Here is a 23,898-nt window from a genome sequence, read left to right as displayed (position 1 = left end):
TCGGCAGGAACGTTTTACCTGATGGGCTCGGCTGTTCCCGGACAGTCGAGCCCTTCGTCCGTCCCCCGGATCCCCTTCCGGGGCGGTTTTGAACGTGTTCAAATTATTGCGGTAGGGTGGTCGCGACCGAAGGGGGAGCCCGTGAAGTTCGTGATACCCGGTGGAACCGGGCAGGTGGGAACGATCCTGAACCGCGCGCTGACCGCCGCGGGACACGAGGTCGTCGTCCTGACCAGGCAGCCGAGGCACGAGGGCGAAGTCACCTGGGACGGTGAGACGCCGGGGCCGTGGGCGCGCGAGATCGACGGCAGCGACGTGGTGGTCAACCTGGCCGGGCGCAGCGTCAGCTGCCGCTACACCGAGGCGAACCTGAAGGCCATGATGGACTCGCGGGTGCGCTCCACACAGGTCGTGGGCGAGGCGATCGCCGCCGCCGCACATCCGCCGAGCGTCTGGCTGCAGATGAGCACGGCCACCGTCTACGCCCACCGCTTCGACGCCCCGAACGACGAACCGACCGGCCTGCTCGGCGGCACCGAAGCCGGCGTACCGGACTACTGGGCCTACAGCGTCGAGATAGCCACCGCCTGGGAACGCGCCCAGGAGCAGGCCGCGACCCCGCACACACGCAAGGTCGCCCTGCGCTCCGCGATGGTGATGAGCCCCGACCGGGGCGGCGTCTTCGACGTTCTGTCGAGGCTCGTACGCCTGGGACTGGGCGGCCCGGTCGCGGGCGGTGCCCAGTACGTGTCCTGGATCCACGACCAGGACTTCGTCCGCGCGGTCGACTTCCTCGTCGGCCGGCCGGACCTCAGCGGCCCCGTGAACCTCGCCGCCCCCGCCCCGCTCCCGCACCGGGCGTTCATGCGGACCCTGCGCGCCGCCTGGGGCGTTCCGGTGGGTCTGCCGGCCACCCGGTGGATGGCGGAACTCGGCGCCTTCGCCCTGCGCTCGGACACCGAACTCCTGCTCAAGAGCCGCCGTGTCGTCCCCGGTCGCCTGCTCGACGCGGGCTTCGCCTTCGAGCACCCCGAGTGGCCGCGGGCGGCCGACGACCTGGTACGCCGCCGACGCGACACGTCCGGCTCCGGCTCGGCCCCGGCCCCGGCCCCGCCCGGGGGAACCTCACGTCCGGGGAGGTGACTCCGCGCTGTCCCCGCTGTGCCGATCACCGCGTCGCCGGGTGTGATCCCGTCCGCCCCTTATCGCCGCGTCGTGGGAGGTGGCCTCGCCCTGCCCCGGTTCGCCGCATGCCGGGTATGACTTCGCCCTCTTCCGATCACCACGTCGTCAGGCGTGACCCTCGGGCCGTTCGCCAGTTGAACCCGGTATGAAGAAGCGCAGCATGCTCGCCATCGCCTCCCTCGCCACCGGCTTCGTCGTCGCGGCGGTCACCCCCTCCCACGCCCTGGGCGAGGAACTGAGGGACCTGGACGTCGACAGGACCCTCAGCTCACTCGACCGCACCATCGCCGACGACAGCCTGGACGGCGTCGACGAGAGGGCCCTCGGGGAGAACAGCTGACGAGATACGGCACCGCGGGACCGTGGCGCCGGCGCCCCCGGGAGGAGGGGGCGTCGGCGCCCCCATGTGCGCCCTCAACTGCGGCTGGTTTCCATGGCAGGGTGGAGCGGGCAAGCCACAGGGGGCCAACAGCAGAGGGGGAACCGTGACCGTCGTCTGGATCAACGGCGCTTTCGGTGCGGGGAAGACCACCACCGCGCGGGAACTGATCGAACTGATCCCGAACAGCACGCTCTTCGACCCCGAGGTCATCGGCGGAGCGCTCCCGTACCTGCTGCCGCCCAAGCACCTCGCCGAGGTCGGCGACTACCAGGACCTGCCGATCTGGCGACGGCTCGTGATCGACACGGCGGCCGCGATGCTCTCCGAGCTGGGCGGGACCCTGGTCGTCCCGATGACCCTGCTGCGCCAGGACTACCGGGACGAGATCTTCGGCGGCCTGGCCGCCCGCCGCATCACCGTGCGGCATGTGCTCCTCGCCCCGGCGGAAACGATCCTGCGCGAGCGAATAGCCCGGCGCGAGGTCCCGCCCGACCTCCCTGACGGGGAGATGCGCGTACGCCAGTGGTCGTCCGACCACATCGAGCCGTACCGATCCGCCCTCGCCTCCTGGCTCACCGCGGACGCCCATCCGATCGACACCAGCGCCCTCACCCCGTACGAGACCGCCTCCCGGATCGCCGAGGCCGTCGGCAGCGGCAGCGTCCCGGTCTGCGACATCGTGCAGACGCCGGAGCCGACCGCCGAGACGCTCGCCGCGGGCGTCCTGCTCTTCGACGAACAGGACCGGGTGCTGCTCGTCGACCCCACGTACAAGGCGGGCTGGGAGTTCCCCGGCGGAGTCGTGGAGCCCGGCGAGGCTCCGGCCCGCGCCGGTATGCGCGAGGTCGCCGAGGAGACCGGCATCAGCCTCGACGACGTGCCCCGCCTCCTCGTCGTCGACTGGGAACCGCCGATGCCTCCGGGGTACGGCGGTCTGCGCCTCCTCTTCGACGGCGGCCGCCTGGACTCCGCCGACGCCAAGCGGCTCCTGCTGCCCGGGCCCGAGCTGCGCGACTGGCGTTTCGTCACCGAGGAGGAAGCCGCCGACCTGCTGCCGCCGGTGCGCTACGAACGGCTGCGCTGGGCCCTGCGGGCCCGCGAACGGGGCGCGGCGCTGTATCTGGAAGCCGGCATCCCGGTCGGCTGACCGCCCCGCCCCGCCCCGCCGCGGCCGCCCGCCGGCACGCTGGTGCCGGCGGGACGGCCGCCTTGGAGGGCGGAACCGCGTGGCGGCAGCGTGGCGTCAGCCGAGGGCCCGGTGGCCGGCCGCCGCCGCTCGCCGCAGTGCCACGTCGGCCCGGCCGAGGACCGGGGTGCCGTGGCCGAAGCAGGCCACGTCCGTGTCGAGCGCCGCCAGGCGGTGGCAGGCGGCGAGGACCTGGGACCGGTCGAGGTTGAACACGCCCGGCATCACACGTCCGTCCACCGGGGACGCGGCGATCGTGTCGCCCGTGAACAGGACGCCGTGGCGGGGCAGGTGGAGCGCGACGCTGCCGTGCGTGTGGCCGGGGACGTGGACCACCCGGGCTCCGCCGCCGACGTCGAGGAGGTCGTCGCCGGACAGCTCGGTGACCTTCGGCGGGCGCGGGTGGTCGCCCGGCGGGAGGTGACGGAGGGCTTCGGCGTGCAGCGGGCGTTCCCAGTCCTCGAACACCGGTGCCGGGCCCGGCACCTCGCCCCGTACGGCGGCAGCGTCCAAGTGGTGGACCAGCACCTCGGCGCCGGTCGCCGCCGCCAGCTCACCGGCCCCTCCCGCGTGGTCCTCGTGGAAGTGGGTGAGCACGATCCGCCGCAGTTGCCCCAGGGTCCCGGCGAAGGCGGCGATCGGTGCCCCGGAGCCCGCGGGGCCCGCGTCGACCAGCGTCAGCTCGTCGCCGTCGCGCCAGAGATAGGCCTGGCCGACCGGGAAGCGCAGGAGGTGGAGTTCGGGGAGGAGTTCGACGACGTCCATGGGACGACCGTAGGCGGGGCCCCCGCCCGCGGGCGAGGGCCTCGGCTGTGAGCAGACGGATGCGGGCGGGGCGGCATGGGGCGGGTGGCTGTCCGCTCACGGCCGTCCGCGGACGGCCGGGGCAGGGCGGTTGTGCGCGAGACGCGGTCAGCGTGCCGCGTAGTTGCGCAGGAAGAGCGCCTCCGCCACCGACAGTCGCTCCAGTTCCCGCGGGGACACGCTCTCGTCCACCGCGTGGATCCGGGCCTCCGGCTCGCTCAGGCCGATGAGGAGGATCTCCGCGCGCGGGTACAGGGCGGCGAGCGTGTTGCACAGCGGGATCGAGCCGCCCTGGCCGGCGTACTGCATCTCCTGACCCGGGTAGGCGACCGCCATCGCCTCGGCCATCGCCGCGTACGCCGGGCTGGTCGTGTCCGCGCTGAACGCCTGCCCCTGCCCGATCTGCTCGGTGCGCACCCGGGCGCCCCACGGGGTGTGCGTCTCCAGGTGCGCCTGGAGCAGCTTGGTCGCCTCGGCCGCGTCCACGCCCGGCGGCACCCGCAGGCTGATCAGCGCGCGGGCGCTCGCCTGCACGGACGGGGTGGCGCCGACGACCGGCGGGCAGTCGATGCCGAGGACCGTGACGGCCGGGCGGGCCCAGATCCGGTCGGCGACCGTGCCGGAGCCGATCAGATCGACGCCGTCCAGCACCTTGGCGTCCTGGCGGAACTGCTCCTCGTCGTACTGGAGCCCGTCCCAGGACGTCTCCGGGGCGAGCCCGTCGACCGTGGTCGAACCGTCCTCGGCGCGCAGCGAGTCCAGTACGCGGATCAACGCGCCGAGCGCGTCGGGGGCGGCGCCGCCGAACTGTCCCGAGTGCAGGTTGCCCGCGAGGGTGTCGATCTCCACGCGGACGAGTGTCATGCCGCGCAGGGTGGAGGTGACCGTGGGCAGGCCGACCCGGAAGTTGCCCGCGTCGCCGATGACGACCGCGTCGGCCTCCAACAGGTCGGGGTGCTGCTCCGCGTACCGCTCCAGGCCGCCCGTGCCCATCTCCTCCGACCCCTCGGCGATGACCTTCACGTGGACCGGCACGCCGCCGTCGGCCTTCAGCGCGCGCAGCGCCAGCAGGTGCATGATCACGCCGCCCTTGCAGTCGGCGGCCCCGCGCCCGTACCAGCGGCCGTCGCGCTCGGTCAGTTCGAAGGGCGGGGTGGTCCAGGCGGCCTCGTCCAGCGGGGGCTGCACGTCGTAGTGCGCGTACAGCAGGACCGTCCTGGCGCCCTCGGGGCCGGGCAGGAAGCCGTACACCGACTGGGTGCCGTCGGGGGTGTCGAGCAGGGCGACGTCCTGGAAGCCCTCGGCGGTGAGCGCGTCCGCGACCCACCGCGCGGCGCCCTCGCTCTCGCTCCTCGGGAACTGGCCGAAGTCCGCCACCGACTTGAAGGCCACCAGCTCGGTGAGCTCCGCCTTCGCCCGGGGCATCAGCGAGGCGACGGTCTCGGCGACCGGATGCGACGACATGGGCACGCTCCTTGTGGGTGCGACGTTGTGCCAGTGAGTGCCGTAGATCCTCCCACAGTGGCCTGCGGCGATGTCCGCCGTAGGATGCGGGGGACAGGTGCGGCAGCGGCTTGATCGGGAGCAGTAGACCATCGTGAGCAGCGAGAACTCTTCGGCGGACGATTCTTCGGCGGACGACGTGCGGGACGACGTGCAGCGGGTGTGGGACGTCGTCGTGGTGGGCGCGGGACCCGCGGGGGCCTCGGCCGCCTACGCGGCGGCGGTCGCGGGGCGGCGGGTGCTGCTGCTGGAGAAGGCCGAGCTGCCCCGGTACAAGACGTGCGGCGGCGGCATCATCGGCCCCTCGCGCGACTGTCTGCCACCCGGCTTCGAGCTGCCGCTGCGGGACCGTGTGCACGCGGTGACGTTCTCGCACAACGGCCGCTTCAGCCGCACCCGCCGCTCCCGGCGGATGTTGTTCGGACTGATCAACCGGCCCGAGTTCGACCACCAGCTGGTCGAGCACGCGCAGAAGGCGGGCGCGGAGCTGCGGACGGGCGTCACCGTCCAGCGGGTCGAGCAGCACGGCTCGGCCGTGCCGGACCGGCGTACGGTCGCGGTCGTCCTCCAGGGCGGCGAGACGGTCCTCGCGCGGGCCGTCGTCGGCGCGGACGGCAGCGCCAGCCGCATAGGGGCACACGTCGGCGTGAAGCTCGACCAGGTCGATCTGGGCCTGGAGGCGGAGATCCCGGTACCGGAGACCGTCGCCGAGGACTGGAAGGGGCGGGTGCTCATCGACTGGGGGCCCATGCCGGGCAGTTACGGCTGGGTGTTCCCGAAGGGCGACACGCTGACCGTCGGGGTGATCTCGGCGCGTGGAGAAGGGGCGGCCACCAAGCGGTACCTGGAGGAGTTCGTCGGGCGGCTCGGCCTCGCCGGCTTCGAACCGAGCATCTCCTCCGGCCACCTGACCCGCTGCCGTGCCGACGACTCGCCGCTGTCGCGCGGGCGGGTGCTGGTGTGCGGCGACGCGGCGGGGCTCCTGGAGCCGTGGACCCGCGAGGGCATCTCGTTCGCGCTGCGGTCGGGCCGGCTCGCGGGGGAGTGGGCGGTACGGATCGCGGAGGCGCACGACGCGGTGGACGCCCGGCGCCAGGCCCTCAACTACGCGTTCGCCATCAAGGCGGGGCTCGGCGTCGAGATGAGCGTCGGCAAGAGCATGCTGACGGTGTTCGAGCGGCGCCCCGGCCTGTTCCACGCGGTGCTCACCGGCTTCCGGCCGGCCTGGAACGCGTTCACCGGGATCACCCGCGGATCGACATCGCTGGGTGAACTCGTCCGCTCGCATCCCTTGGCCCAGCGTGCCCTGACCGCCATGGACCGCCGGCCCGTCGGTGCCACGGATCCCAGGAATCCCGGGAGTTCCAGGGATTCCGCCGGTCCCTCCGATCCCACCGGTTCCTCCGATCCCGCCGGTTCCGCGGATTCGGCGGACGGTGGGGTCAGTCCGTGACCGTGACCCGGAAGACCGGGTGGTCGGGGGCGATCCGGCGCAGCTCGGCGTCCGGGGAATCGGGGCCGACCCCGTTGAAGAAGACGCCGACCTCGGCCTTCCAGCGCTTGAGGTAGGCGCGCAGCAGCGGGACCTTGTCGTCGTCGCCGACCTCGGTGGCGGTGAAGACGTCCACGTCCTTGCCGAGGTGCAGTTCGCCGCCGCCGGCCGCCCGCATGTTGTGGGTCCACTGGACGTGACCGCGCGGGGCGACCAGGTACTGCTGTCCGTCCACGGTCAGCAGGTTGACGGGGGTGGTCCGCCACTCGCCGCTCTTGCGGCCGCGGACCGCCAGGACCCGTGATCCCCAGACGCTGATGCCCCGGCGGGTCATCCAGGCCACAGCCCGGTTGAGGACGCTGCGGGTGATCCAGCCGGGCTTCTGGACGTGCGTGGACATGAGACCCCCAGGGTTGATGGAGAGCGTCGCTCTCTTTTGTGAGCACTGCTCTCGCTTGGCTGGCAGTCTGTCAGGGGGGTCGGTGAAAAGCAAGAGCGCTGCTCTCCTTACGGTGCGCTGCTCCGTGCGGCGTGCACCGCTCTCGCTTATGTGGGTCGCTCTGGTTTGTGTGCACCGCTCTGGTTTGTGTGCACCGCTCTTGTTTGTGTGCAGTGCTCTCAGTGTGTGGAACACTGGCCCCCATGACCAGTACCGCACCCGGTGCCCGAGCCCGCGCCCGCATCGAGGTCACCGCGGCCATCAAGGACGAGGCCCGCAGGCAGCTCGCCGCGGACGGCGCGGCGAAGCTCTCGCTGCGCGCCGTGGCCCGCGAGATCGGCATGGTCTCGTCCGCGCTGTACCGCTACTTCCCCAGCCGCGACGAGCTGCTGACCGCGCTCATCATCGACGCCTACGACTCCCTCGGCGAGGCCGCGGAGCGGGCGCACGACGCTGTCGCCGGCGAACCACCCCTGCGCCGCTGGTCCGTCGTCTGCGAGGCCGTGCGCGAGTGGGCGCTCGCGCACCCGCACGAGTACGCGCTGATCTTCGGGTCACCGGTGCCCGGCTACACCGCGCCGGAGACGACGGTCCCGGCTGCCTCCCGCGTCGGTCTCCTCCTCATCGGCATCCTGCGCGACGCCTACCAGGGCCCCGGTCTGGCCCGCCCCCCGCTTCCGGCCGAGCTGCGCCCAGAGGCCGACCGGATGACCGCCGACCTCGCCCCCGACCTCCCGCCCGAGACGGTGACGGCCCTGGTGGCGGCCTGGGCCCAGTTGTTCGGCCTGATCGGGTTCGAGCTGTTCGGACAGTTCAACCGGGTGGTCGGGGACCGCGAGCGGTTCTTCCGGCACGCGGTCGCCCAACTCGCGCACGGCGTGGGCCTGGTGTACCCGCAGCAGGGGCGGGCCAAGAAGAGCACGTAGGCGCTCAGGCCGCTGGGGCGTGATGCGCTCGGGCGCGGGTGGGACGACCGGTGCTCCGGGTTCGCCACCGCCGACGGCACGGATGGTACTGACGGCCTGACGGCCTGACGGCCTGACGGCGCTCAGGTCGTCGGCGGCGCTGGTGCTCACACTCCGTGGGCGCGACCGGCGCTCAGGCCCGGCCCCGGAGGCATCCGGCGCTCGGGCCGACGGCGGTGCGACGGTGCTCGGACTCCGGTGACGCAGCGGCGCTCACGCCACCGGCGGCGACGCCGCAGGCAGCAAGACCGGGTCCTGGCGGAGGATGTGCTGGTGCAGTGAGCGCAGGGCAAGGCCCGGGACCGCGCCCAGGGCCTCGGCGAACCGCTGCCGCGCGCCCTCGTACGCGGTGAGCGCGTCCGTCGGGCGGCCGGTGTCGATGCGGCTCACGGGCCGTGCGAAGTGGTGGGCCCCGAAGCCGCTGCGCCGCCTGCGGATCAAGGAAGCCGAGGGGCCGGTATCGGAGGGGCCGGTATCCGAGGGGCCGACGTACTTCGCGGGGAGTACGTGTGAGCACCGCGCTCGGCTGACGCCGCCCGGGGCGCGCGGCGTCTAGCGTGGCCGTCATGGACGAACAGCGCGCAGCCGGGGAAGGCCCGCCGCGGTGGTGGCGGCAGGGCCCGCCGTGGCGGTACCGCTGGGACGACGAGGACCGGAACCCGCGCTGGCCCTGGCGCTCCACGGCGTTCCTCACGGTCTTCGTGCTCGCAGGGTCGAACTACGCCGCCGGGCAGCAGGCGGGTGAGCGCGCCGCCCTCGACCCGTTCGCGCGGGTCCTGCTGCTCGTCGCGGGCGTCCTGCTGCTGTGGCGGCTGCGGCATCCGGTGCCCGTCGTGTTCGGCACGGCATCGGCCGCCATGGTCTATCTGGGCGCCGGCTACCCGTACGGGCCGGTCTTCCTCGCCGTCGCGCTGGCCTGCTTCAGCGCCGTCGTGGCCGGACATCGCCGGGCCGCGTGGGCGGCGCTGGGCATGCTCTGGACCGGGCACGTCCTGGTGGCGCACTGGCTGTACCGGTGGCTGCCGCCGTCCGGGGACTCCGCCGCCTCCTGGGGGCAGGAGGCCGTGGTCGCCACCTGGACGGTCGCCATTCTCGCGGTGGCGGAGCTCGCCCGCACCCGGCGTGAGCAGTGGGCCCGCGAGGGCGCCGAACGCGCGCAGGCGGCGCGGCGGCGCGCGGACGAGGAGCGGCTGCGCATCGCCCGCGAACTGCACGACGTCCTCGCGCACAGCATCTCCGTGATCAACGTGCAGGCGGGCGTCGGCCTCGCGCTCCTCGACACGGACCCCGAGCAGGCGCGCACGGCGCTCACCACCATCAAGGCCGCGAGCAAGGAGGCGCTCGGCGAGGTCCGCCAGGTCCTCGACACGCTGCGCACGCCCGGGGACGCGCCGCGCGCGCCGGCGCCCGGTCTGGACCGGCTGCCCGAGCTGGTGGAGCAGGCGGCGGGAGCGGGCCTCACGGTGCGGGTCGAGGGGGAACCGCCCCGCCTCGCGCCCGGCACCGATCTCGCGGCCTTCCGTGTCGTCCAGGAGGCACTCACCAACGTCGTACGCCACTCCGGGTCGCGGTACGCGCGCGTGCGGCTCGACCACGACGGCGGCGCCCTGCGGCTGTGTGTCGACGACGACGGACCCGCGACCGGCGGCGAGGCGGGCGGCAGCGGCAACGGGCTGGCCGGCATGCGGGAGCGGGCCGCCGCGCTGGGTGGCACGATCGAGGCGGGCCCGCGTGCCGACGGAGGGTTCCGTGTGCTGGCCGTGCTGCCGTCGATGGTGAAGTCCGAGGGAGAGGGCCGGTGATCCGGGTGCTGGGCGTGCTGCCGTCGATGGTGAGGTCCGAGGAGGCCGACCGGTGATCCGTGTGCTGCTCGCCGACGACCAGTCGTTGGTACGGGCCGGTTTCCGCGCGCTGCTCGACGCGCAGCCGGACATCGAGGTGGCCGGAGAGGCCTCCGACGGGGAGGAGGCGCTGCGCGCGGTGCGTCAACTGCGCCCCGATGTCGTCCTGATGGACATCCGGATGCCGCTGCTGGACGGTCTGGCCGCGACGCGGCGCCTCACGGAGGACCCGACGCTGACGGACGTCAAGGTGGTCATGCTGACCACCTTCGAACTCGACGAGTACGTCTTCGAGGCGATCCGCTCGGGTGCCTCGGGGTTCCTGGTGAAGGACACCGAGCCGGCGGAACTCCTGCGCGCGGTACGGGCGGTGGTCGAGGGCGACGCGCTGCTCTCACCGGGGGTGACGCGCCGGCTGATCGCCGAGTTCGCCGCCCGCTCCAAGCAACCGGCGGCGGCGGACGGCCTGGCCCGACTCACCGAGCGGGAGCGGGAGGTGATGGCCCTGGTCGGCATCGGACTGTCCAACGAGGAGATCGCCCGCCGCCTGGTCGTCAGCCCGCTGACCGCCAAGACCCACGTCAGCCGCACGATGGTCAAGCTGGGCGTCCGCGACCGGGCCCAACTGGTCGTCCTGGCCTACGAGTCGGGGTTGGTGCGGCCCGGCTGGCTGGGCTGAGCCCCGGGCCGGAAGCCGACCAGTACGCTGATCACCCGGGCGATGAAGAGGACCGGCGCGAGGACGAGTCCGACGCGGAGCAGGAAGAGGTCCAGCAGACGCGGCAACTCGAACAGCAGCGCCGGACCGGCCACCGCCCCGAAGAACACCGCGGCCAGGAACAGCGCGCTGCACAGGGCGTAACCGATCTCGACCGTGATCGCGTCCCGCTCTGCCTGCCCGCGGCGTCCCCCGTACGTCGTCATGACCGGAGTGTCACAGGCGTGCGCCCGGCGGGGCAAGCGGGCCCCGCCGGGCGCACGGTGGGAGACGTCCCCCTAGTCACGGACCGCCACGCGCTCCGCTTCCGTCTCCTTCACAGTGGACCCGGTGGACTGGGAATCAGTGGCCCCGGCAGCTCCGGCAGCTCCGGCAGCTCCGGCAGCCCCGGTGGACCCGGGGGACTTGGTGACCACGATGGACGCCGACGCCCGCGAGCGACGGGCGGTCCGCAGTCCCGTGAGCGTGATCAGCAGCCCGGCCGCGGCGACGGCCGTGACCACGACGAGCCCGGGCCGGTAGCTGTCGAGCACGGCCTGCGGGGTCGCGTTCTCGGGCGCGCCCGCGGTCACCACCGCCGTCACGATCGCGAGGAAGATCGCGCCGCCCACCTGCACCGAGGTGTTGAGCAGCCCGGAGACCATGCCCTGCTCGTGGTCCTCGACGCCGTTGGTGGCCTGGATGTTCAGCGACGGGAAGACCAGCGCGCAGGCGGCGCCGATGAGCAGCATCGACGGCAGGATGACGGCCGCGTACACCGGGTCGAGGTCGATGCGGAGGAACAGCGCGTAGCCGACGACCATCAGCGCGAAGCCCGCCGCGATCAGCCGCTGGGTGCCGAACCGGTCGACGATCGCGCCCATCTTCGTCGCGGACAGCGCCACCAGGGCCCCCGCGGGCAGGAAGGCGAGCGCGGTGTGCAGCGCCGACCAGCCGAGCAGTGACTGCATGTACAGGGTGACCAGGAACTGGAAGCCGACGTAGGACCCGAAGAAGGCCATCGCGCCGAGCTGGGCGCGGACCTGGGTGCCGGAGCGCAGGACGCCGAGCCGGACCAGCGGGCCGGGCGAGCGCCGCTCGACCAGCACGAACACCGTGAGCAGCGCGGCGACGGCGAGGAAGGACAGCAGGGTGCGGGCCGAGGCCCAGCCGACCTCCGGGGCCTGGACGACGGTGAAGACCAGCAGCAGCATCGAGGCGGTGCCGAGTACCGCGCCGGGGATGTCGTAGCCGTTGTGGTCCTTCTCGCGGGCGGTGCGCGGGAGCAGCTTCAGGCCCGCTGCCAGGGCGATCAGGGCGATGGGCGCGGGCAGCAGCATGGTCAGGCGCCAACTGGCCTCGGTGAGCAGGCCGGAGAGCACCAGGCCCATCGAGAAGCCGGTGGCCGCGCAGGTGGTGTAGATGGAGAGCGCGCGGTTGCGCAGCGGGCCCTCGGGGAACGTCGTGGTGATGATCGACAGGCCGGCCGGGGCGGTGAAGGCCGCGCTCAGGCCCTTGATGAAGCGGCTGGCGATCAGCAGGGGACCGGAGTCGACGAGCCCGCCGAGCAGTGAGGCCAGGGCGAAGACACCCAGGGCGATGAGGAAGACCTGGCGCCGGCCCAGCAGGTCGGCGGTCCGTCCGCCGAGGAGCAACAGGCCGCCGTAGCCCAGGATGTAGCCGCTGACGATCCATTGCAGGGTCGAGGTGGACAGGCCGAGGTCGGCGCCGATCGACGGCAGGGCGACGCCGACCATCGACACGTCGAGCGCGTCCAGGAACATCGCGGCGCACAGCACGAGCAGGGTGCCCCACAGGCGGGGCGTCCAGCGTCCCTCGGACGCGGGGGCGGTGAGCGGAGAGGTCATGCGGCAGAACACTACATGCGCATGCATCGGATGCAAGGGCATTTAATTCTGACGCAACAAATTCGTTCCTCTGCTACGGTGCGCCCATGGCGGCGGAGAAGGCCGAGCGGGCGCTCGCGGAACAGTGGCGGGAGATCCTGGCGCTGCACGCCCGCACCCAGTGCGAACTCGACCGCGCGTTGCACCGGCACGGCCTGTGCGCCAGTGACTTCGAGGTGCTGGACGTGCTGTCCGAAGGACGGTCCGCAGACGGCGTGTGCGCGTACCGCGTCCAGGAGATCTCCGAGCGCGTCCACCTCAGCCAGAGCGCCCTGTCGCGGCTGGTCGCCCGGCTGGAGAAGGACGGGCTCGTCGAGCGCGGGATGTGTCCCGAGGACCGGCGGGGCGTGCGCGTGGCGCTCACGGAGAAGGGACGCGCGCTGCACGGCGTGGTACTGCCGGTGCAGCGCGCGGTGCTGACCAGGATGCTCGCCTCCGGCTGAGCCGGGGCCGGACTCAGCCCCAGGTCACGGCCGACCTCTCGCGCCACAGCTCGGCGACGGAGGCGTCCCCGGTCACCGCGGGGAACGGCAGCCGGTTCCACAGCGACAGGTACAACCGCGCGGCGGGGCCGGTCACTTCGCAGTCCGCCTCCCCGGAATCGCCCCGCTCGGTCACCGGCGCGTCCGGCGACAGCCGTACGGTCCACACCGCCCCGTCCGTGTCCGTCGCCCGCACCCGCAGGACACGGGGGTGCTCGCTGCGGACCCGGCTCTTGGCGCGGGCATGGAAGCCGCTCAGCAGCTCGTCGATGCCGTCCGCCGCGAAGGGGCCGTCGACGTCGCCGGACGTGCCGCCCCGGGCGGACTCGGCGTCGAAGCGGTGCACGGTCGTCTCGTGCGCCTGGCGCCGGGCCCAGAACGCGAGCGGCGACGGCGCGGGCAGGAAGTGCCAGCACCGGACGTCCGGGGAGGCGGAGGCGAGCGTGTCGACGAGCCGCCCGTGCCCTTCCCGGAACCAGGCGAGCAACGCGGCGCCGTCCAGGTCGGGCAGGCCGCCGTCCGGCTGGTGGGAGGTGTGGCCCTCGGCGACGAACGCGGTCGCCCAGCGGTGCACCATCCCGGTGTGTCGCAGCAGGTCGCTCACCTGCCACCCCGGGCAGGTCGGCACCTTCGCGTCGGTGCCGGCCTCCTCGGCGGCCGCGGCCAGTGAACGGCCCTCGCGGTGCAGGATCGCTGTGAACTCGGCAATCTCCATGGAGATGAGTGTGCCGGATGGAGCGCGCTCGCAGGGCGACTCCGTGGGCGGGATCCCCTCCTCGGGATCAGCCGGGCGCCGCCCGCCGGAGGGTGAGGCCGATCACCGCGGCGACGGCGGCGAGCGCGGCGACGCTGGTGAGGGCGATGGGCAGGGAGAACCAGTCGGCCATGAAGCCGATGGCGGGCGGCCCCAGCAGCATGCCGCCGTAGCCGAGGGTGGAGGCGACGGCGACACCGGTCGGTCCGGCCAGGGCGCCGGCGCGTTCGACGGCGACCGGGAAGATGTTGGCGAGGCCCAGACCGGCGACGGCGAAGCCCAGGAGCACCATCCACACCTCCGGGGCGAGTGCCCCGGCCAGCATGCCCGCCGCGGCGGTGGCCCCGCCCGCGACCACGGTGAAGGTCCGGCCCAGGCGCTGGAGGAGGGTGGTGCCGGTGAGCCGGCCGACCGTCATGGCGAGCGCGAAGCAGGCGTAGCCCACCGCCGCGACCCCGGCGGAGGCGTCGAGGTCCTGCTGGAGGTGCAGGGCGCCCCAGTCGCGCCCGGAGCGCCCGGCGCACCGCTCACACGCCCGCCGCGCGATTGCGCGTCACGAGCCTCTTCAGCAGCGGCCAGGCCAGCAGCAGGACGACCACCGCGTACACCGTCACCGCGAAGGGCGTGTCGACCAGGCCCGAGACACTGCCGTCGCTGATCTGAAGGGCGCGCCGCAGCTGCTGCTCGGCGTTCGGGCCGAGGATGACACCGATGACGGCGGGCAGGACCGGCAGCCCGTACCGCCGCATGCCGAACCCGATCAGGCCGATGATCAGCAGGATCACCAGGTCGATCACCTCACCGCCGACGGCGTACGCGCCGACCGCCGCGAAGAACAGGATCCCGGCGTACAGATACGGCCGGGGGATGCGCAGCAGCTTCGCCCACACCGGCGCCAGCGGCAGGTTCAGCGCGAGCAGCAGCACCATGCCGACGAAGAGCGAGGCGATCAGGCCCCACACCAGGTCCGGTTCGCGTTCGAAGAGCAGCGGGCCCGGCTGGATGCCGTACTGCTGGAACGCGGCCAACATCACCGCCGCGACCGCCGTGGTCGGCAGCCCCAGGGTCAGCATGGACACCAGCGTGCCCGCCGCCGAGGCCGACGCCGCCGACTCCGGGCCGGCCACGCCCTCGATGGCGCCCTTGCCCCACTCGTCCTTGCGCTTCGACAGCCGCTTCTCGGTGACGTACGACAGGAACGTGGGGATCTCGGCGCCGCCCGCCGGGACCGCGCCGAACGGGAAGCCGATGAGCGGGCCGCGCAGCCACGACTTCCAGGTGCGCCGCACGTCCTCGCGGCCCAGCCAGGGGCGGCCCACCGGGATCGGCTCGGGCGGCAGACGCCGCAGGTGGGCGGCGACCCACAGGGCCTCGCCGATCGCGAAGAGGCCGACCGCCACGATCACCACGTCGATGCCGTCGGCGAGTTGCAGGGAGCCGAAGGTCAGGCGCTGCTGTCCGGTCATCTGGTCCAGGCCCACCAGGCCGAGCGTGAGACCGATGAGCAGGGACGCCAGGCCCCGGATGCGGGAGGATCCCAGCACCGACGTCACGGCGATGAACGCCAGCACCATGATGGCGAAGTAGTCCGGTGCCCCGATGTCCACGGCCAGCTCGGCGACCTTCGGCGCGAGCGCGACCAGCAGCATCGTGCCGATCAGGCCGCCCGCGAAGTGACCGATCGCGGCCGCCGCGAGCGCCTGTGCGCCGCGCCCCGACTTGGCCATCGGGTTGCCCTCCATGGCCGCGACCACGGCGGCACTCTCGCCCGGCGTGTTCAGCAGGATCGAGGTGGTCGAACCGCCGAACATCGCGCCGTAGTAGATGCCCGCGAACATGATGAACGCGCCGGTCGGTTCGAGTCCGTACGTCACCGGCAGCAGCAGCGCCACCGCCATCGCCGGACCGATGCCGGGCAGGACGCCGATCGCGGTGCCGAGCAGGACACCGACCGCCGCCCACAGCAGGTTGACCGGTGTCAGCGCGGTGCCGAAGCCGTCGATCAGGGAGTTGAGGGCGTCCATGTCACAGCACTCCCATCAGCGGGCCGCCGGGGAGCGGTACTCCGAGCAGGTTGTTGAAGACGGCGTAGGTGGCCAGGGAGAGCACGGCCGCGATGAGCGGGTCCCGGTCGAGGCGGCGGCTGCCGAGCGCGAAGGCGGCTCCCCAGAACAGGAGGGCGCCCGCGACGGGGAATCCGACCGGCTCGATGAGGACGGCCGCGCCGAGGAACACGCCGGTGAGCAGCAGCACCGTGCGCCAGTCGGCCGGTTCGGACAGGTCGACGTCCTCGCCGGTCTCCGCGTGGCCCCGGCCGCCGCGCAGGACGTCGACGGCGAGCAGCGCGGCGATCACCAGCAGCCCGACGCCGACCACGACCGGCACGGTCTTCGGGCCGACGGGCCCGCGCTGGGTGATGTCGACGTCCATGGTGAGCGCGTCGGTCAGCACCAGCACGCCGAGCGCCAGCAGCATGACGCAGACGCCGAGTTCGGAGTGCTCGCGCAGCCAGGAGCGGCCACCGGAGGTCTCGGCCGGGGGGATGTCGGTCTGAGTCGTCACAGTCCCAGCTCCTTCAGTACCGCGACCACGCGCTTGTCCTGGGCGCCCAGGAAGTCGCCGAACTCCTCGCCGGTCAGGAACGCGTCGTCCCAGCCGTTCTGCTGGAGCGACTCGCGCCACTCCGGGGAGTCGTGCAACTCCTCGACGAGGCGGACGAGTTTGTCGCGCTCGGCGTCGGTCAGGCCGGGCGGCGCCACGATGCCGCGCCAGTTGGTGAAGTCGACGTCGTAGCCGGACTCCCTGAGCGTGGGCGCCTCGGCGAGGTCGTCGACGCGCTCGGGGCCGGTGACCGCGAGCACCCGCAGCTCGCCCGCCTCGATCTGGTCCAGGTACTCGCCCACACCGGACACCCCGAAGGCGACCTTGTTGCCCAGGATCGAGGCGAGCAGCTCGCCGCCGCCGTCGAAGGGGATGTAGTTGACGTCCTTCGGCTCGATCCCGGCCGCCTGCGCCATCAGCATCGGCGCGAGGTGGTCCGGCCCGCCGGGCGAGGAGCCGCCGCCCACCGGGAGTTTGCCGGGGTTCGCCTTCCAGGCCTCGATGAGCTGGTCGATCGTCTTGTACGGGGAGTCCTTGCCGACCACGACGACGTCCTGCTCCTCGGTGAGCCGGGCGATCGGGGTGGTGTCGGCGAGCGTCTTGGGCGCGTGGTTGGAGTGCACGGCGCCCACCACACCGAGGCCCATCGACATGGCGAGCTTGCCGTTGCCGTGCTCGCTCACCAGCCGGCTCAGCCCGACCGTGCCGCCGGCGCCGGGCAGGTTGAACACCTCGATGTTGTGCGTGAGGCCGGCGTCCTCGGCGTTCTTCGCGGCGGTACGGGCCGTGATGTCGTAGCCGCCACCGGGCGTGTTGGGGACCATGAAGCGCAGACCCGGGATCTGCGTGCCGGTCGCGGCGTCGCTGCCGCTCGTGAGGAGCGGAGGTCCCACGAGTACGAGCACGGCGGCCCCGACCAGGGCGAGGGGGGTGCGCGAGCGCACGGTGCCACCACCTGTCGGTACGTCGATACGGAAAGTCGATGGGCGGGGTCGACGAGGGACGTCGACGCGGAAAGCCGATGAGAAAGGGGGCCCTGTGGGGGAGGGTGATGTGGGCCACATGTTGCCCGCAGGCGCGGGCCCTGTCTTCCTTCCGGAATCAACGGAGGTTGTGGTCTTTGCGGTCACCGACGTCGGGTGGGCGCACGTCTCTTCTCCTGGCCGCGGGCGGGGGCCATGATGAGGGCGCCCGGGCGCCTGAGCCGCCGCCCCTGCCGCCGCCCGTCGCGCCGAGACCGGAGAGAGTGAGTTGGCTGTGGTCGCCCCGTTCCGCCGCCAGACCCTCGCTGGCGAGATGCTGGTGCTCCAGCTCGCCATCGTCGTGGTGGTGCTGCTGGCGGTCGCCGCCGTGTCACTCGCCCAGTCGGAGGCGACCTTCAACCGCGTCGAGGGCCGCCGGGTCGGCGCGCTGGCCGAGCAGCTGGCCGCCACGCCCCTGGTCCGCAGCCAGCTGGTACGGCCCCTTCCGCGGGAGGCACTGGCCCCGCTGGTGAACTCCACGCAGACCCAGTCGGGGGTCACCTCGGTGACGGTGGCCGACGCCGACGGCCGGATCGTCAGTTCCACGAACCCCACGGCGATCGGCGGCCGGATGCCCCTCGGCGAGGGCGCCGCCGAGGGCCGGGGCTGGTCCGGCCCGCTCATGCTGGACGGCGGCCGGGAACTCGTCGCCCAGGTCCCGGTGCTCGGCGCGACCCGGGAGAACCTGGGGGAGCACCTGGGCACCGTGATGATCGGCGAGGCCGACCCGACGGTGTGGCAGCGCCTCAGCGGCGCCTCCTCCTATCTGCTCGCGTATCTGGGCATCGCCAGCGCGCTCGGCCTGGCCGGCTCCCTGCTGCTGGCCCGGCGCGTCAAACGGCAGACCCTCGGCCTGGAACCACGCGAGATAGCCGGCCTCGCCGAACACCGGGAGGCGATGCTGTACGGGATCGCCGAGGGCGTGATCGCCCTGGACCCGCAGCACCGCCTCACCCTGGTCAACGACATGGGCCGGCGCCTGCTCGGCCTGCCCGGGGACTGCGTGGGCCGCGGCCTGGCCGACCTCGGCATCGAGGGACGGCTGCGGGACGTGCTGGCCGGAGACCGGGAGGACGCGGCCGGCCGACGGGACGAGGTCGTCGTCCGCCACGGCCGGGTGCTGGTGATGAACCGGATGACCGTCACCAAGGACGGCCGCCCGCTCGGCTCCGTCACCACCCTGCGGGACCGCACCGAACTGGCCCGGCTGGAGCGGGAGATCGGCTCCTTCCGCAGCTCCTCCGAGCTGCTGCGCGCCCAGGCCCACGAGTTCGCCAACCAGCTGCACACCATCTCCGGACTGATCCAGATCGGCGAGCAGGACGAGGTCGTGCGCTACATCCGCGCGCTGAACCAGCGCCGCCAGTCACTGGACGTCACCCTCAGCCGCCGCGTCCGTGACACCGCGGTCGCCGCACTGCTCATGGCGAAGTCCTCCCTGGCCGCCGAACGGAAGGTCAGTCTGCGGATCTCGGACCGCACCGCGCTCGGCCGGCTCACACCGGAGGACGCCGCTGACGTGGCGACCGTGGTCGGCAACGTGGTCGACAACGCCGTGGACGCCGCCGCCGTCGCCACGGGCGCGGGGGAGCCCGACGGCCGCGAGGCCTGGGTCGAGGTCGAACTGCGCCAGGACGCCTCCAGCGTGGAGATCGTGGTCCGCGACTCCGGCCCCGGCGTCGCACCGGAGCTCGCCCGGGAGGTGTTCACGCACGGCTTCACCACCAAGGCCGCCCAGGAAGGCGAGCGCGGCATCGGTCTGGCGCTCACCCGCCTGGTCTGCGAGCGTCACGGGGGTGAGATCGCGGTGACCAACACGCCGGACGGGGCCATGTTCACCGCACGCATGACCGTCAGCCACCTCACCGACGCGGTGGCGGAAGGAGTGGCCCGATGAGAGGCGACCACGCAGCGTCCTCCACGTCCGTCACGTCCGCGCCCGGCGCGACCTCGCCTGCCGGGGCCGACACGATCGACGTGCTCGTGGTCGACGACGACTTCATGGTGGCCAGGGTCCACCGCGCCTTCGTCGACCGCGTGGAGCGGTTCCGGGTGGTGGGCGTCGCCCACACCGGGGAGCAGGCGGCCCACGCCGTCGACGAGCTGCGCCCGGACCTCGTCCTGCTCGACCTGTACCTGCCGGACGTCTTCGGCCTGGACGTCATCCCGCGGCTGCGCACCGCCGGGCACGACTGCGACATCATGGTCATCAGCGCCGCACGCGAATCCGACGCGGTACGCGGCGCCGTCCGCCACGGCGTCGTCGACTACCTCCTCAAGCCGTTCGAGTTCGAGGACCTGCGGGCCCGCCTGGAGCGCTACGCCCAACAGCGGGGCCGTCTGCTCGCCACCGTCGTGCGGGGACAGGCCGACGTGGACCGGGTGCTGGCCGGAGCGAGCGTGCCGGCCTCCACCGCCGGCGCGCTGCCCAAGGGCATGAGCGTGGAGACCGCCGAGCTGGTCGCACGCGCGCTGCGCGCCGCGGAGGGCACCCTGTCCGCCGCCGAGTGCGCGACCTCGGTCGGTATCTCCCGCGTCAGCGCACGTCGCTACCTGGAGCACTTCCACACCATCGGCAGCGCCGACGTGTCCCTGCGCTACGGCGTGGCGGGGCGTCCCGAGCGCCGCTACCAGTTCCGCGGGCAGCCCACGGGACTCCGGCCCGGAGGCGAGGCCCGCGCGTGATCCGGAGGCCGGGGACGGGCCCGCGGGCTCACGCGGTGTCGCGCAGCGCCGTCCAGGTCTGCCGGCCCACGACGCCGTCCGCGTCCAGCCCCTTCGCGCTCTGGAAAGCGCGCACCGCGGACTCCGTGCCGGGACCGAACTCGCCGTCCGCGCCCGTGCTCCCCACGCTGTAGCCGCGCTTCGTCAGCATGCACTGCACCTGTAGCACCCGTTTGCCGCTGTCCCCCTGACCGGTGCGCCCGTTGCCGGAGTAGTGCGTGCAGTCGGTGATCCAGGCCGCCGTGGTCGGCGCGGACGGCGAGCTGGTGGGGGACGGGCTGATGTCGCCGGGGGTGTTGGACGCGGCAGGCGGAGACGGGGAACTGTCCGGTGGATCCGAGGCGGGGGAGCCGGAGACCTCGGGACGCTCGGCGCCGCCGTCGGGGTGCGCGGCGCCCCCGGCGCTCCCGCCGGACGGGGACGGCCGCTCCCTGCCCCCGGGCGCCGACGCGCGGGCGTCCGCACCGGGCGCGGTGGGGGCGGTGGCCACCCGGGCACCCGGGGCGGCGGTGCCGCCGGGGGTGTCGGGACGCGTGAGGACGAAGGTGCCCGCGGCCACCGCGCACAGGGTGACGCCCGCGGCGACGGCCAGTACCGGCTTCCTCCGCCGCGAGGCGCGGACACCCGCGGGTAACGGCTCCGGGGGTGTGCCCGGCGCGTCGCCCGCCGCCCCCACCGGTGCCGCGACCACGGGCGGAGACGGCGGGGGTGTGCGCGGCGCGTCCTCCTCGGCGGGCGGGCGGGCGTCGAGCCAGGCCGGGAGACGGCACAGCTCCTCGTACGCCTGCTGCCTGGCCCGTGCCCTGCCGCCCAGGGGCTCGGGCCAGCAGGTCGTCCCGGTGTGTGCCGCGGCTGTGTCGATCAGGTCGCGCGGGGCGGGCCGCCGTCCGGGGTCCTTGGCGAGGCAGGCGGACAGCAGGGAGCCGAGCGCCGGGTCCGCCGCGAAGATCTTCCCGATGACCTCGGCGTCCGGCTCCTCGAACGCCACCCGGTGCATCACGTCGACGCCCGACCCGCCACCGAACGGAGCGCGCCCGGTCGCCGCGTAGATGAGCGTCCCGGCCAGGGAGAACACGTCCGACGTCGTGTCGGACCGGCCCGTGCGCAGGTGTTCCGGCGACATGAACGCCGGAGTCCCCACCCGGATGCCGGTTCCGGTGAGCGCGCTCGCGTCCACCGCCTTCGAAAGTCCGAAGTCGATCAGGTACGCGCCCGAGACGCACAGCAGTACGTTCGACGGCTTCAGGTCCCGGTGCACGATCCCCACGGCGGCGAGGTCGGCCAGCGCCTGTCCCAGCTCCGCCACCAGCCGCCAGACCGCGGCCGTCCCCAGGGCACCGCCCTCCCGCACGGCGTCCGCGAGATCGATCCCCGGCAGGTACTCGGTGGCCATCCACAGCAGCGCGTCCTCGAACCCCGCGCCGCACAATCCCGGCGTGTGGGCCGTGCGGACCCGGGCGTGCACCGACGCCTCCCGCTCGAAGCGGCGCCGGAAGTTCAGGTCGTCCGCGTACTCCGGTCTGATCACCTTCACCGCGACCAGACCCGGACTGTCGTCCGTGGGACGCGCGAGATAGACGCGTCCCATCCCGCCGCTGCCCAGCAGCGCCAGCGGCACATAGGGGCCGATGCGGCGCGGCTCACCGGAACGCAGGGGCGAGGCACCGATCTCCCGCAGTGCGGCGGCCTCGCTCGTGGCGGAGCCAGGTGGCACCGGCCGCTGTTCTGACACGCATCCCCCGAAATGAGTTTCGCCGTACGCCTGTTCGGCCCCAAGGGAAGAAGAGGCTAGCCCAGCTGCGGCGAACGTTCAGCGTTTCCGTCACTTCCGCCGCACGAGTCCTGGCCGTTGGACGCGTTCACGTGCCGCGGGTCAAGCCGGGGCCCTCGGCGTCGAATCCGGTCAGTCGATGCCGGCGGACCTCCCGGTGCCGGCCCCGTGGGTAGTGGCAGCCGGTGTGGCGGCCGGTGCCTGTCGGCAGGAGCGGAGGGCGCTCCAGGGCGCAGCGCTCGCGGGCACGATCTCGTACGGGAACGCGCGCGCGGCGCCCTCGACCTGGCGCTGGTCGTCCTCCCGCTGCCGACGCCGTCCTCCGCGCTCACCACGCAGGGGCAGTGGGTGCGGAAGGGGCGGCCCGTCGGCCTGTCCACCGGGCCGGGCACGCCACCGGTGAGGACGACACGTTCCCGGCGCGGTGCGGTGCGTCCGCCGCGGGGGTGCCGTCGTCGATCCGCCGGTCAGCGAGCCGGCAGCCACGCGCTGAGGGCGTCGATGAGGCGGTCGAGCGCGGGCTGCCCGGCGGATCGGTCGGTGAGCCCGTGCGTCCGTCGAACTGCAGGGCGTACTGGAACATGTCGGCCGCCCCGAGGTCGATCGTGAACGCCGGGACATCGGCGAGCGCCGGATCGCCGAGCAGCGTACGCAACCGCGTGAACTGCGCGGCGCTGGTACGGCGCAGCGCGGATTCTCCCTTGTCCCGGACGCGGACGGTACCGTCGCCGCGGAGCGTCACCTCCCGGTCGACCCCCGCGTAGCCGCCGCTGACCGTCATCTTCACCAGCTGCTGCTCCGGCCCGGTGACGGGCACGGGTGACGGACTCGTGGACGTGGAGACCGAGGCGGACGCGTCACAGGCGGACGGTGTCCTCGCTCAGGGGGCCGAGGAGCCCGGACGGGGCCGGCCCGGCGAGCGCAGGGTGCCGACCGCCTTGAGCAGCCGGTCGGCCGGCTCGCGCAGGGAGGGATGGGCCAGGACCGTGTTGCGCAGGCCGCGTACCGGCCGGCGCCACAGCCGGTGCGCCGCCGCCACCGGGTGGGGCCGGCTCGCGAACCCCTCACCCACCCGCAGTTCGCGGGTCTTGAGCCAGTCCTTGTACTCCTTCTCGCCGCGCCCCATGTCCATCAGCCGCACCCCGTCCCGGCCCGCCGCCTCGGCCAGCCGCAGGTGCATGATCAGACCGGGCGAGTAGTAGCTCAACTCCGGGTCGTACGCGGTGAACCAGGCCGCGAACACCGTGCGCGACCGCGGCCCGAAGTGGGCCGCGACCGGCCGGTCACCGGCGTACAGCACGGACAGCACGCCGGTGAAGTGCTCCTCGCGGACCTGGAACAGATGGGTGACGAGATCGACGATCCACGGCCGCGCGAACCGGTCCATCCGTCCCGTCCGGCGGTACTGCGCGGACTTCCACCGCATGAGCGTGCGCAGCGCCGCCGGGTCGCGTTCGTCGTGGACGAACCTCATCTCGCCCACGTTCCGCCCGAGACGGCGCTCCTTCTTCAGGGTCGTCTTGGCCAGCCCGGGGTACGCGCCGCGCAGCCACGTCGCGTAGTCGCCGTCGCGGTCGGCGGGCTCCAGGTCGATCACCGGTGACGCGAACGTGCCCGTGACGTGCCGGCCGAACGGCTTCTGTTCCGCCACGAGATGGTCGAACTCGAAGATGGACAGCCCGCAGGCGCGCAGCAGTTCGTCGGAGTCCCAGGTGACCCCGGGGCGGTGCACCAGGGCCTGGCAGTCGGAGAGGCCGAGACCGATGGCCCGGCCGACCCCCAGGGCGTTGCGCTCGAACGGGAGGAAGCCCACCGGGTCCGCGCCGTCGCGCAGCACCGCCACCCGCGCCGCGCCGCGGTGTCTGCCCACCCCGGCCGCGAACTCCGGCGCGAGGAACGGGTTGGCGTACTCGGGTGACTCGTCCATCGCCCGGTGCCAGGCCTCGCGCAGCGAGGCGTCCAGTGCGCCGGTTCTGTGGACCGTGACGTCCAGTCCGCTCATGGTGCGCATGGCGACCGCTCCCCCCGGATGCGAACAGTACGACGAGGACCAAACGTCGCGAAACAGTACGCACGCTGTCAAGACGTCTGCTCCGACACGCCGTTGAGGCCTGCTGTCAACCTCGCCGATCGCGCCACGCGT

23 protein-coding genes and 1 pseudogene are annotated in these 23,898 nt (G+C 73.2%); 10 read left to right on the top strand and 14 right to left on the bottom strand.

Annotation, left to right across the window (positions count from 1 at the left end):
• Positions 1-141: 141 nt before the first annotated feature.
• The 3 genes from QQS16_RS07560 (at position 142) to QQS16_RS07550 (ending at position 2,714) form a co-directional block, all read left to right on the top strand.
• Complete coding sequence (locus tag QQS16_RS07560; RefSeq protein ID WP_286060842.1) at positions 142-1,143, top strand: TIGR01777 family oxidoreductase; 1,002 nt, start codon at positions 142-144, stop codon at positions 1,141-1,143.
• A 187-nt stretch (positions 1,144-1,330) separates the two neighbouring features.
• A complete protein-coding gene (locus tag QQS16_RS07555) occupies positions 1,331-1,525 on the top strand; it encodes a hypothetical protein (protein ID WP_286060841.1) in 195 nt (64 codons plus the stop codon).
• Positions 1,526-1,670: 145 nt separating this feature from the next.
• Positions 1,671-2,714, top strand: a complete 1,044-nt coding sequence (locus QQS16_RS07550) for an NUDIX hydrolase (protein ID WP_286060840.1) — start codon at positions 1,671-1,673, stop codon at positions 2,712-2,714.
• 96 nt (positions 2,715-2,810) lie between these two features.
• Here the strand turns inward: QQS16_RS07550 and QQS16_RS07545 are convergent, their stop codons facing one another.
• On the bottom strand, positions 2,811-3,518 hold the full coding sequence (locus QQS16_RS07545; protein ID WP_286060839.1) for an MBL fold metallo-hydrolase: 708 nt from the start codon (positions 3,516-3,518) through the stop codon (positions 2,811-2,813).
• Positions 3,519-3,665: 147 nt separating this feature from the next.
• Positions 3,666-5,021, bottom strand: coding sequence for a dipeptidase (locus QQS16_RS07540; RefSeq protein ID WP_286060838.1), 1,356 nt, complete (start codon positions 5,019-5,021; stop codon positions 3,666-3,668).
• A 133-nt stretch (positions 5,022-5,154) separates the two neighbouring features.
• On the opposite strand from QQS16_RS07540, the gene QQS16_RS07535 reads away from it, so the two are divergent.
• The gene (locus tag QQS16_RS07535) at positions 5,155-6,513 is read left to right on the top strand and encodes a geranylgeranyl reductase family protein (protein ID WP_286060837.1); all 1,359 of its coding nucleotides are present in this window, start codon (positions 5,155-5,157) and stop codon (positions 6,511-6,513) included.
• On the opposite strand, the gene QQS16_RS07530 is transcribed toward QQS16_RS07535, so the two are convergent.
• Positions 6,503-6,952, bottom strand: a complete 450-nt coding sequence (locus QQS16_RS07530) for a nitroreductase family deazaflavin-dependent oxidoreductase (protein ID WP_286060836.1) — start codon at positions 6,950-6,952, stop codon at positions 6,503-6,505. The genes QQS16_RS07535 and QQS16_RS07530 overlap by 11 nt on opposite strands.
• A gap of 242 nt (positions 6,953-7,194) precedes the next feature.
• On the opposite strand from QQS16_RS07530, the gene QQS16_RS07525 reads away from it, so the two are divergent.
• Positions 7,195-7,917 (top strand): TetR/AcrR family transcriptional regulator, encoded by a 723-nt coding sequence (locus tag QQS16_RS07525; protein ID WP_286060835.1) that lies wholly within the window; start codon positions 7,195-7,197, stop codon positions 7,915-7,917.
• A gap of 252 nt (positions 7,918-8,169) precedes the next feature.
• Here the strand turns inward: QQS16_RS07525 and QQS16_RS07520 are convergent, their stop codons facing one another.
• Positions 8,170-8,346 (bottom strand): BTAD domain-containing putative transcriptional regulator, encoded by a 177-nt coding sequence (locus QQS16_RS07520; protein WP_286060834.1) that lies wholly within the window; start codon positions 8,344-8,346, stop codon positions 8,170-8,172.
• 176 nt (positions 8,347-8,522) lie between these two features.
• Here QQS16_RS07520 and QQS16_RS07515 point away from each other — a divergent pair, with 176 nt between their 5' ends.
• Together QQS16_RS07515 and QQS16_RS07510 are read left to right on the top strand one after the other, a co-directional pair.
• On the top strand, positions 8,523-9,758 hold the full coding sequence (locus QQS16_RS07515) for a sensor histidine kinase (protein WP_286060833.1): 1,236 nt from the start codon (positions 8,523-8,525) through the stop codon (positions 9,756-9,758).
• A gap of 52 nt (positions 9,759-9,810) precedes the next feature.
• The gene (locus tag QQS16_RS07510; RefSeq protein WP_286060832.1) at positions 9,811-10,476 is read left to right on the top strand and encodes a response regulator transcription factor; all 666 of its coding nucleotides are present in this window, start codon (positions 9,811-9,813) and stop codon (positions 10,474-10,476) included.
• On the opposite strand, the gene QQS16_RS07505 is transcribed toward QQS16_RS07510, so the two are convergent.
• Together QQS16_RS07505 and QQS16_RS07500 are read right to left on the bottom strand one after the other, a co-directional pair.
• Entirely contained in the window at positions 10,437-10,721 is a 285-nt protein-coding gene (locus QQS16_RS07505; RefSeq protein ID WP_286060831.1) for a DUF6332 family protein, read from the bottom strand. The genes QQS16_RS07510 and QQS16_RS07505 overlap by 40 nt on opposite strands.
• A 72-nt stretch (positions 10,722-10,793) precedes the next feature.
• Positions 10,794-12,362, bottom strand: coding sequence for an MFS transporter (locus tag QQS16_RS07500; protein WP_286060830.1), 1,569 nt, complete (start codon positions 12,360-12,362; stop codon positions 10,794-10,796).
• An 86-nt stretch (positions 12,363-12,448) separates the two neighbouring features.
• Between QQS16_RS07500 and QQS16_RS07495 the strand changes: the two genes are divergently transcribed.
• On the top strand, positions 12,449-12,844 hold the full coding sequence (locus QQS16_RS07495; RefSeq protein ID WP_286060829.1) for a MarR family winged helix-turn-helix transcriptional regulator: 396 nt from the start codon (positions 12,449-12,451) through the stop codon (positions 12,842-12,844).
• A 13-nt stretch (positions 12,845-12,857) separates the two neighbouring features.
• Here QQS16_RS07495 and QQS16_RS07490 read toward each other — a convergent pair whose 3' ends face one another.
• The 5 genes and pseudogenes from QQS16_RS07490 to QQS16_RS07470 all read right to left on the bottom strand — a co-directional run bounded on the left by QQS16_RS07490 (position 12,858) and on the right by QQS16_RS07470 (position 17,182).
• On the bottom strand, positions 12,858-13,598 hold the full coding sequence (locus tag QQS16_RS07490; protein ID WP_286060828.1) for a maleylpyruvate isomerase family mycothiol-dependent enzyme: 741 nt from the start codon (positions 13,596-13,598) through the stop codon (positions 12,858-12,860).
• A gap of 67 nt (positions 13,599-13,665) precedes the next feature.
• Positions 13,666-14,139 (bottom strand): annotated as a pseudogene (locus tag QQS16_RS07485) (MFS transporter); the annotation flags it as partial.
• A 25-nt stretch (positions 14,140-14,164) separates the two neighbouring features.
• Positions 14,165-15,661, bottom strand: a complete 1,497-nt coding sequence (locus QQS16_RS07480; RefSeq protein WP_286060827.1) for a tripartite tricarboxylate transporter permease — start codon at positions 15,659-15,661, stop codon at positions 14,165-14,167.
• 1 nt (position 15,662) lies between these two features.
• A complete protein-coding gene (locus QQS16_RS07475; RefSeq protein WP_286060826.1) occupies positions 15,663-16,199 on the bottom strand; it encodes a tripartite tricarboxylate transporter TctB family protein in 537 nt (178 codons plus the stop codon).
• Entirely contained in the window at positions 16,196-17,182 is a 987-nt protein-coding gene (locus QQS16_RS07470; protein ID WP_286060825.1) for a Bug family tripartite tricarboxylate transporter substrate binding protein, read from the bottom strand. Before QQS16_RS07470 ends, QQS16_RS07475 begins: the two co-directional genes overlap by 4 nt.
• Before the next feature lie 352 nt (positions 17,183-17,534).
• On the opposite strand from QQS16_RS07470, the gene QQS16_RS07465 reads away from it, so the two are divergent.
• Positions 17,535-19,157 (top strand): sensor histidine kinase, encoded by a 1,623-nt coding sequence (locus QQS16_RS07465; protein WP_286066244.1) that lies wholly within the window; start codon positions 17,535-17,537, stop codon positions 19,155-19,157.
• The gene (locus QQS16_RS07460; RefSeq protein ID WP_286060824.1) at positions 19,154-19,945 is read left to right on the top strand and encodes a response regulator; all 792 of its coding nucleotides are present in this window, start codon (positions 19,154-19,156) and stop codon (positions 19,943-19,945) included. Before QQS16_RS07465 ends, QQS16_RS07460 begins: the two co-directional genes overlap by 4 nt.
• Positions 19,946-19,973: 28 nt before the next feature.
• Here the strand turns inward: QQS16_RS07460 and QQS16_RS07455 are convergent, their stop codons facing one another.
• The 3 genes from QQS16_RS07455 to QQS16_RS07445 form a co-directional block, all read right to left on the bottom strand.
• Entirely contained in the window at positions 19,974-21,698 is a 1,725-nt protein-coding gene (locus QQS16_RS07455) for a protein kinase domain-containing protein (RefSeq protein WP_286060823.1), read from the bottom strand.
• Between the two features lie 385 nt (positions 21,699-22,083).
• Positions 22,084-22,572 (bottom strand): hypothetical protein, encoded by a 489-nt coding sequence (locus QQS16_RS07450; RefSeq protein ID WP_286060822.1) that lies wholly within the window; start codon positions 22,570-22,572, stop codon positions 22,084-22,086.
• A gap of 63 nt (positions 22,573-22,635) precedes the next feature.
• On the bottom strand, positions 22,636-23,766 hold the full coding sequence (locus QQS16_RS07445) for a GNAT family N-acetyltransferase (RefSeq protein ID WP_286060821.1): 1,131 nt from the start codon (positions 23,764-23,766) through the stop codon (positions 22,636-22,638).
• Between the last annotated feature and the right edge of the window lie 132 nt (positions 23,767-23,898).

Source organism: Streptomyces sp. ALI-76-A (genome assembly GCF_030287445.1).
Lineage (GTDB): Bacteria > Actinomycetota > Actinomycetes > Streptomycetales > Streptomycetaceae > Streptomyces.
This window is presented reverse-complemented; position numbering and strand designations above follow the sequence as displayed.

Bases quoted from the DNA above. Each gene is read 5' to 3' on its own strand.
- QQS16_RS07555 (WP_286060841.1), top strand. From the start codon at position 1,331: ATGAAGAAGCGCAGCATGCTCGCCATCGCCTCCCTCGCCACCGGCTTC.
- QQS16_RS07545 (WP_286060839.1), bottom strand. From the start codon at position 3,518: ATGGACGTCGTCGAACTCCTCCCCGAACTCCACCTCCTGCGCTTCCCG.
- QQS16_RS07540 (WP_286060838.1), bottom strand. From the start codon at position 5,021: ATGTCGTCGCATCCGGTCGCCGAGACCGTCGCCTCGCTGATGCCCCGG.
- QQS16_RS07530 (WP_286060836.1), bottom strand. From the start codon at position 6,952: ATGTCCACGCACGTCCAGAAGCCCGGCTGGATCACCCGCAGCGTCCTC.
- QQS16_RS07525 (WP_286060835.1), top strand. From the start codon at position 7,195: ATGACCAGTACCGCACCCGGTGCCCGAGCCCGCGCCCGCATCGAGGTC.
- QQS16_RS07515 (WP_286060833.1), top strand. From the start codon at position 8,523: ATGGACGAACAGCGCGCAGCCGGGGAAGGCCCGCCGCGGTGGTGGCGG.
- QQS16_RS07505 (WP_286060831.1), bottom strand. From the start codon at position 10,721: ATGACGACGTACGGGGGACGCCGCGGGCAGGCAGAGCGGGACGCGATC.
- QQS16_RS07500 (WP_286060830.1), bottom strand. From the start codon at position 12,362: ATGACCTCTCCGCTCACCGCCCCCGCGTCCGAGGGACGCTGGACGCCC.
- QQS16_RS07495 (WP_286060829.1), top strand. From the start codon at position 12,449: ATGGCGGCGGAGAAGGCCGAGCGGGCGCTCGCGGAACAGTGGCGGGAG.
- QQS16_RS07490 (WP_286060828.1), bottom strand. From the start codon at position 13,598: ATGGAGATTGCCGAGTTCACAGCGATCCTGCACCGCGAGGGCCGTTCA.
- QQS16_RS07480 (WP_286060827.1), bottom strand. From the start codon at position 15,661: ATGGACGCCCTCAACTCCCTGATCGACGGCTTCGGCACCGCGCTGACA.
- QQS16_RS07465 (WP_286066244.1), top strand. From the start codon at position 17,535: ATGCTGGTGCTCCAGCTCGCCATCGTCGTGGTGGTGCTGCTGGCGGTC.
- QQS16_RS07460 (WP_286060824.1), top strand. From the start codon at position 19,154: ATGAGAGGCGACCACGCAGCGTCCTCCACGTCCGTCACGTCCGCGCCC.
- QQS16_RS07445 (WP_286060821.1), bottom strand. From the start codon at position 23,766: ATGCGCACCATGAGCGGACTGGACGTCACGGTCCACAGAACCGGCGCA.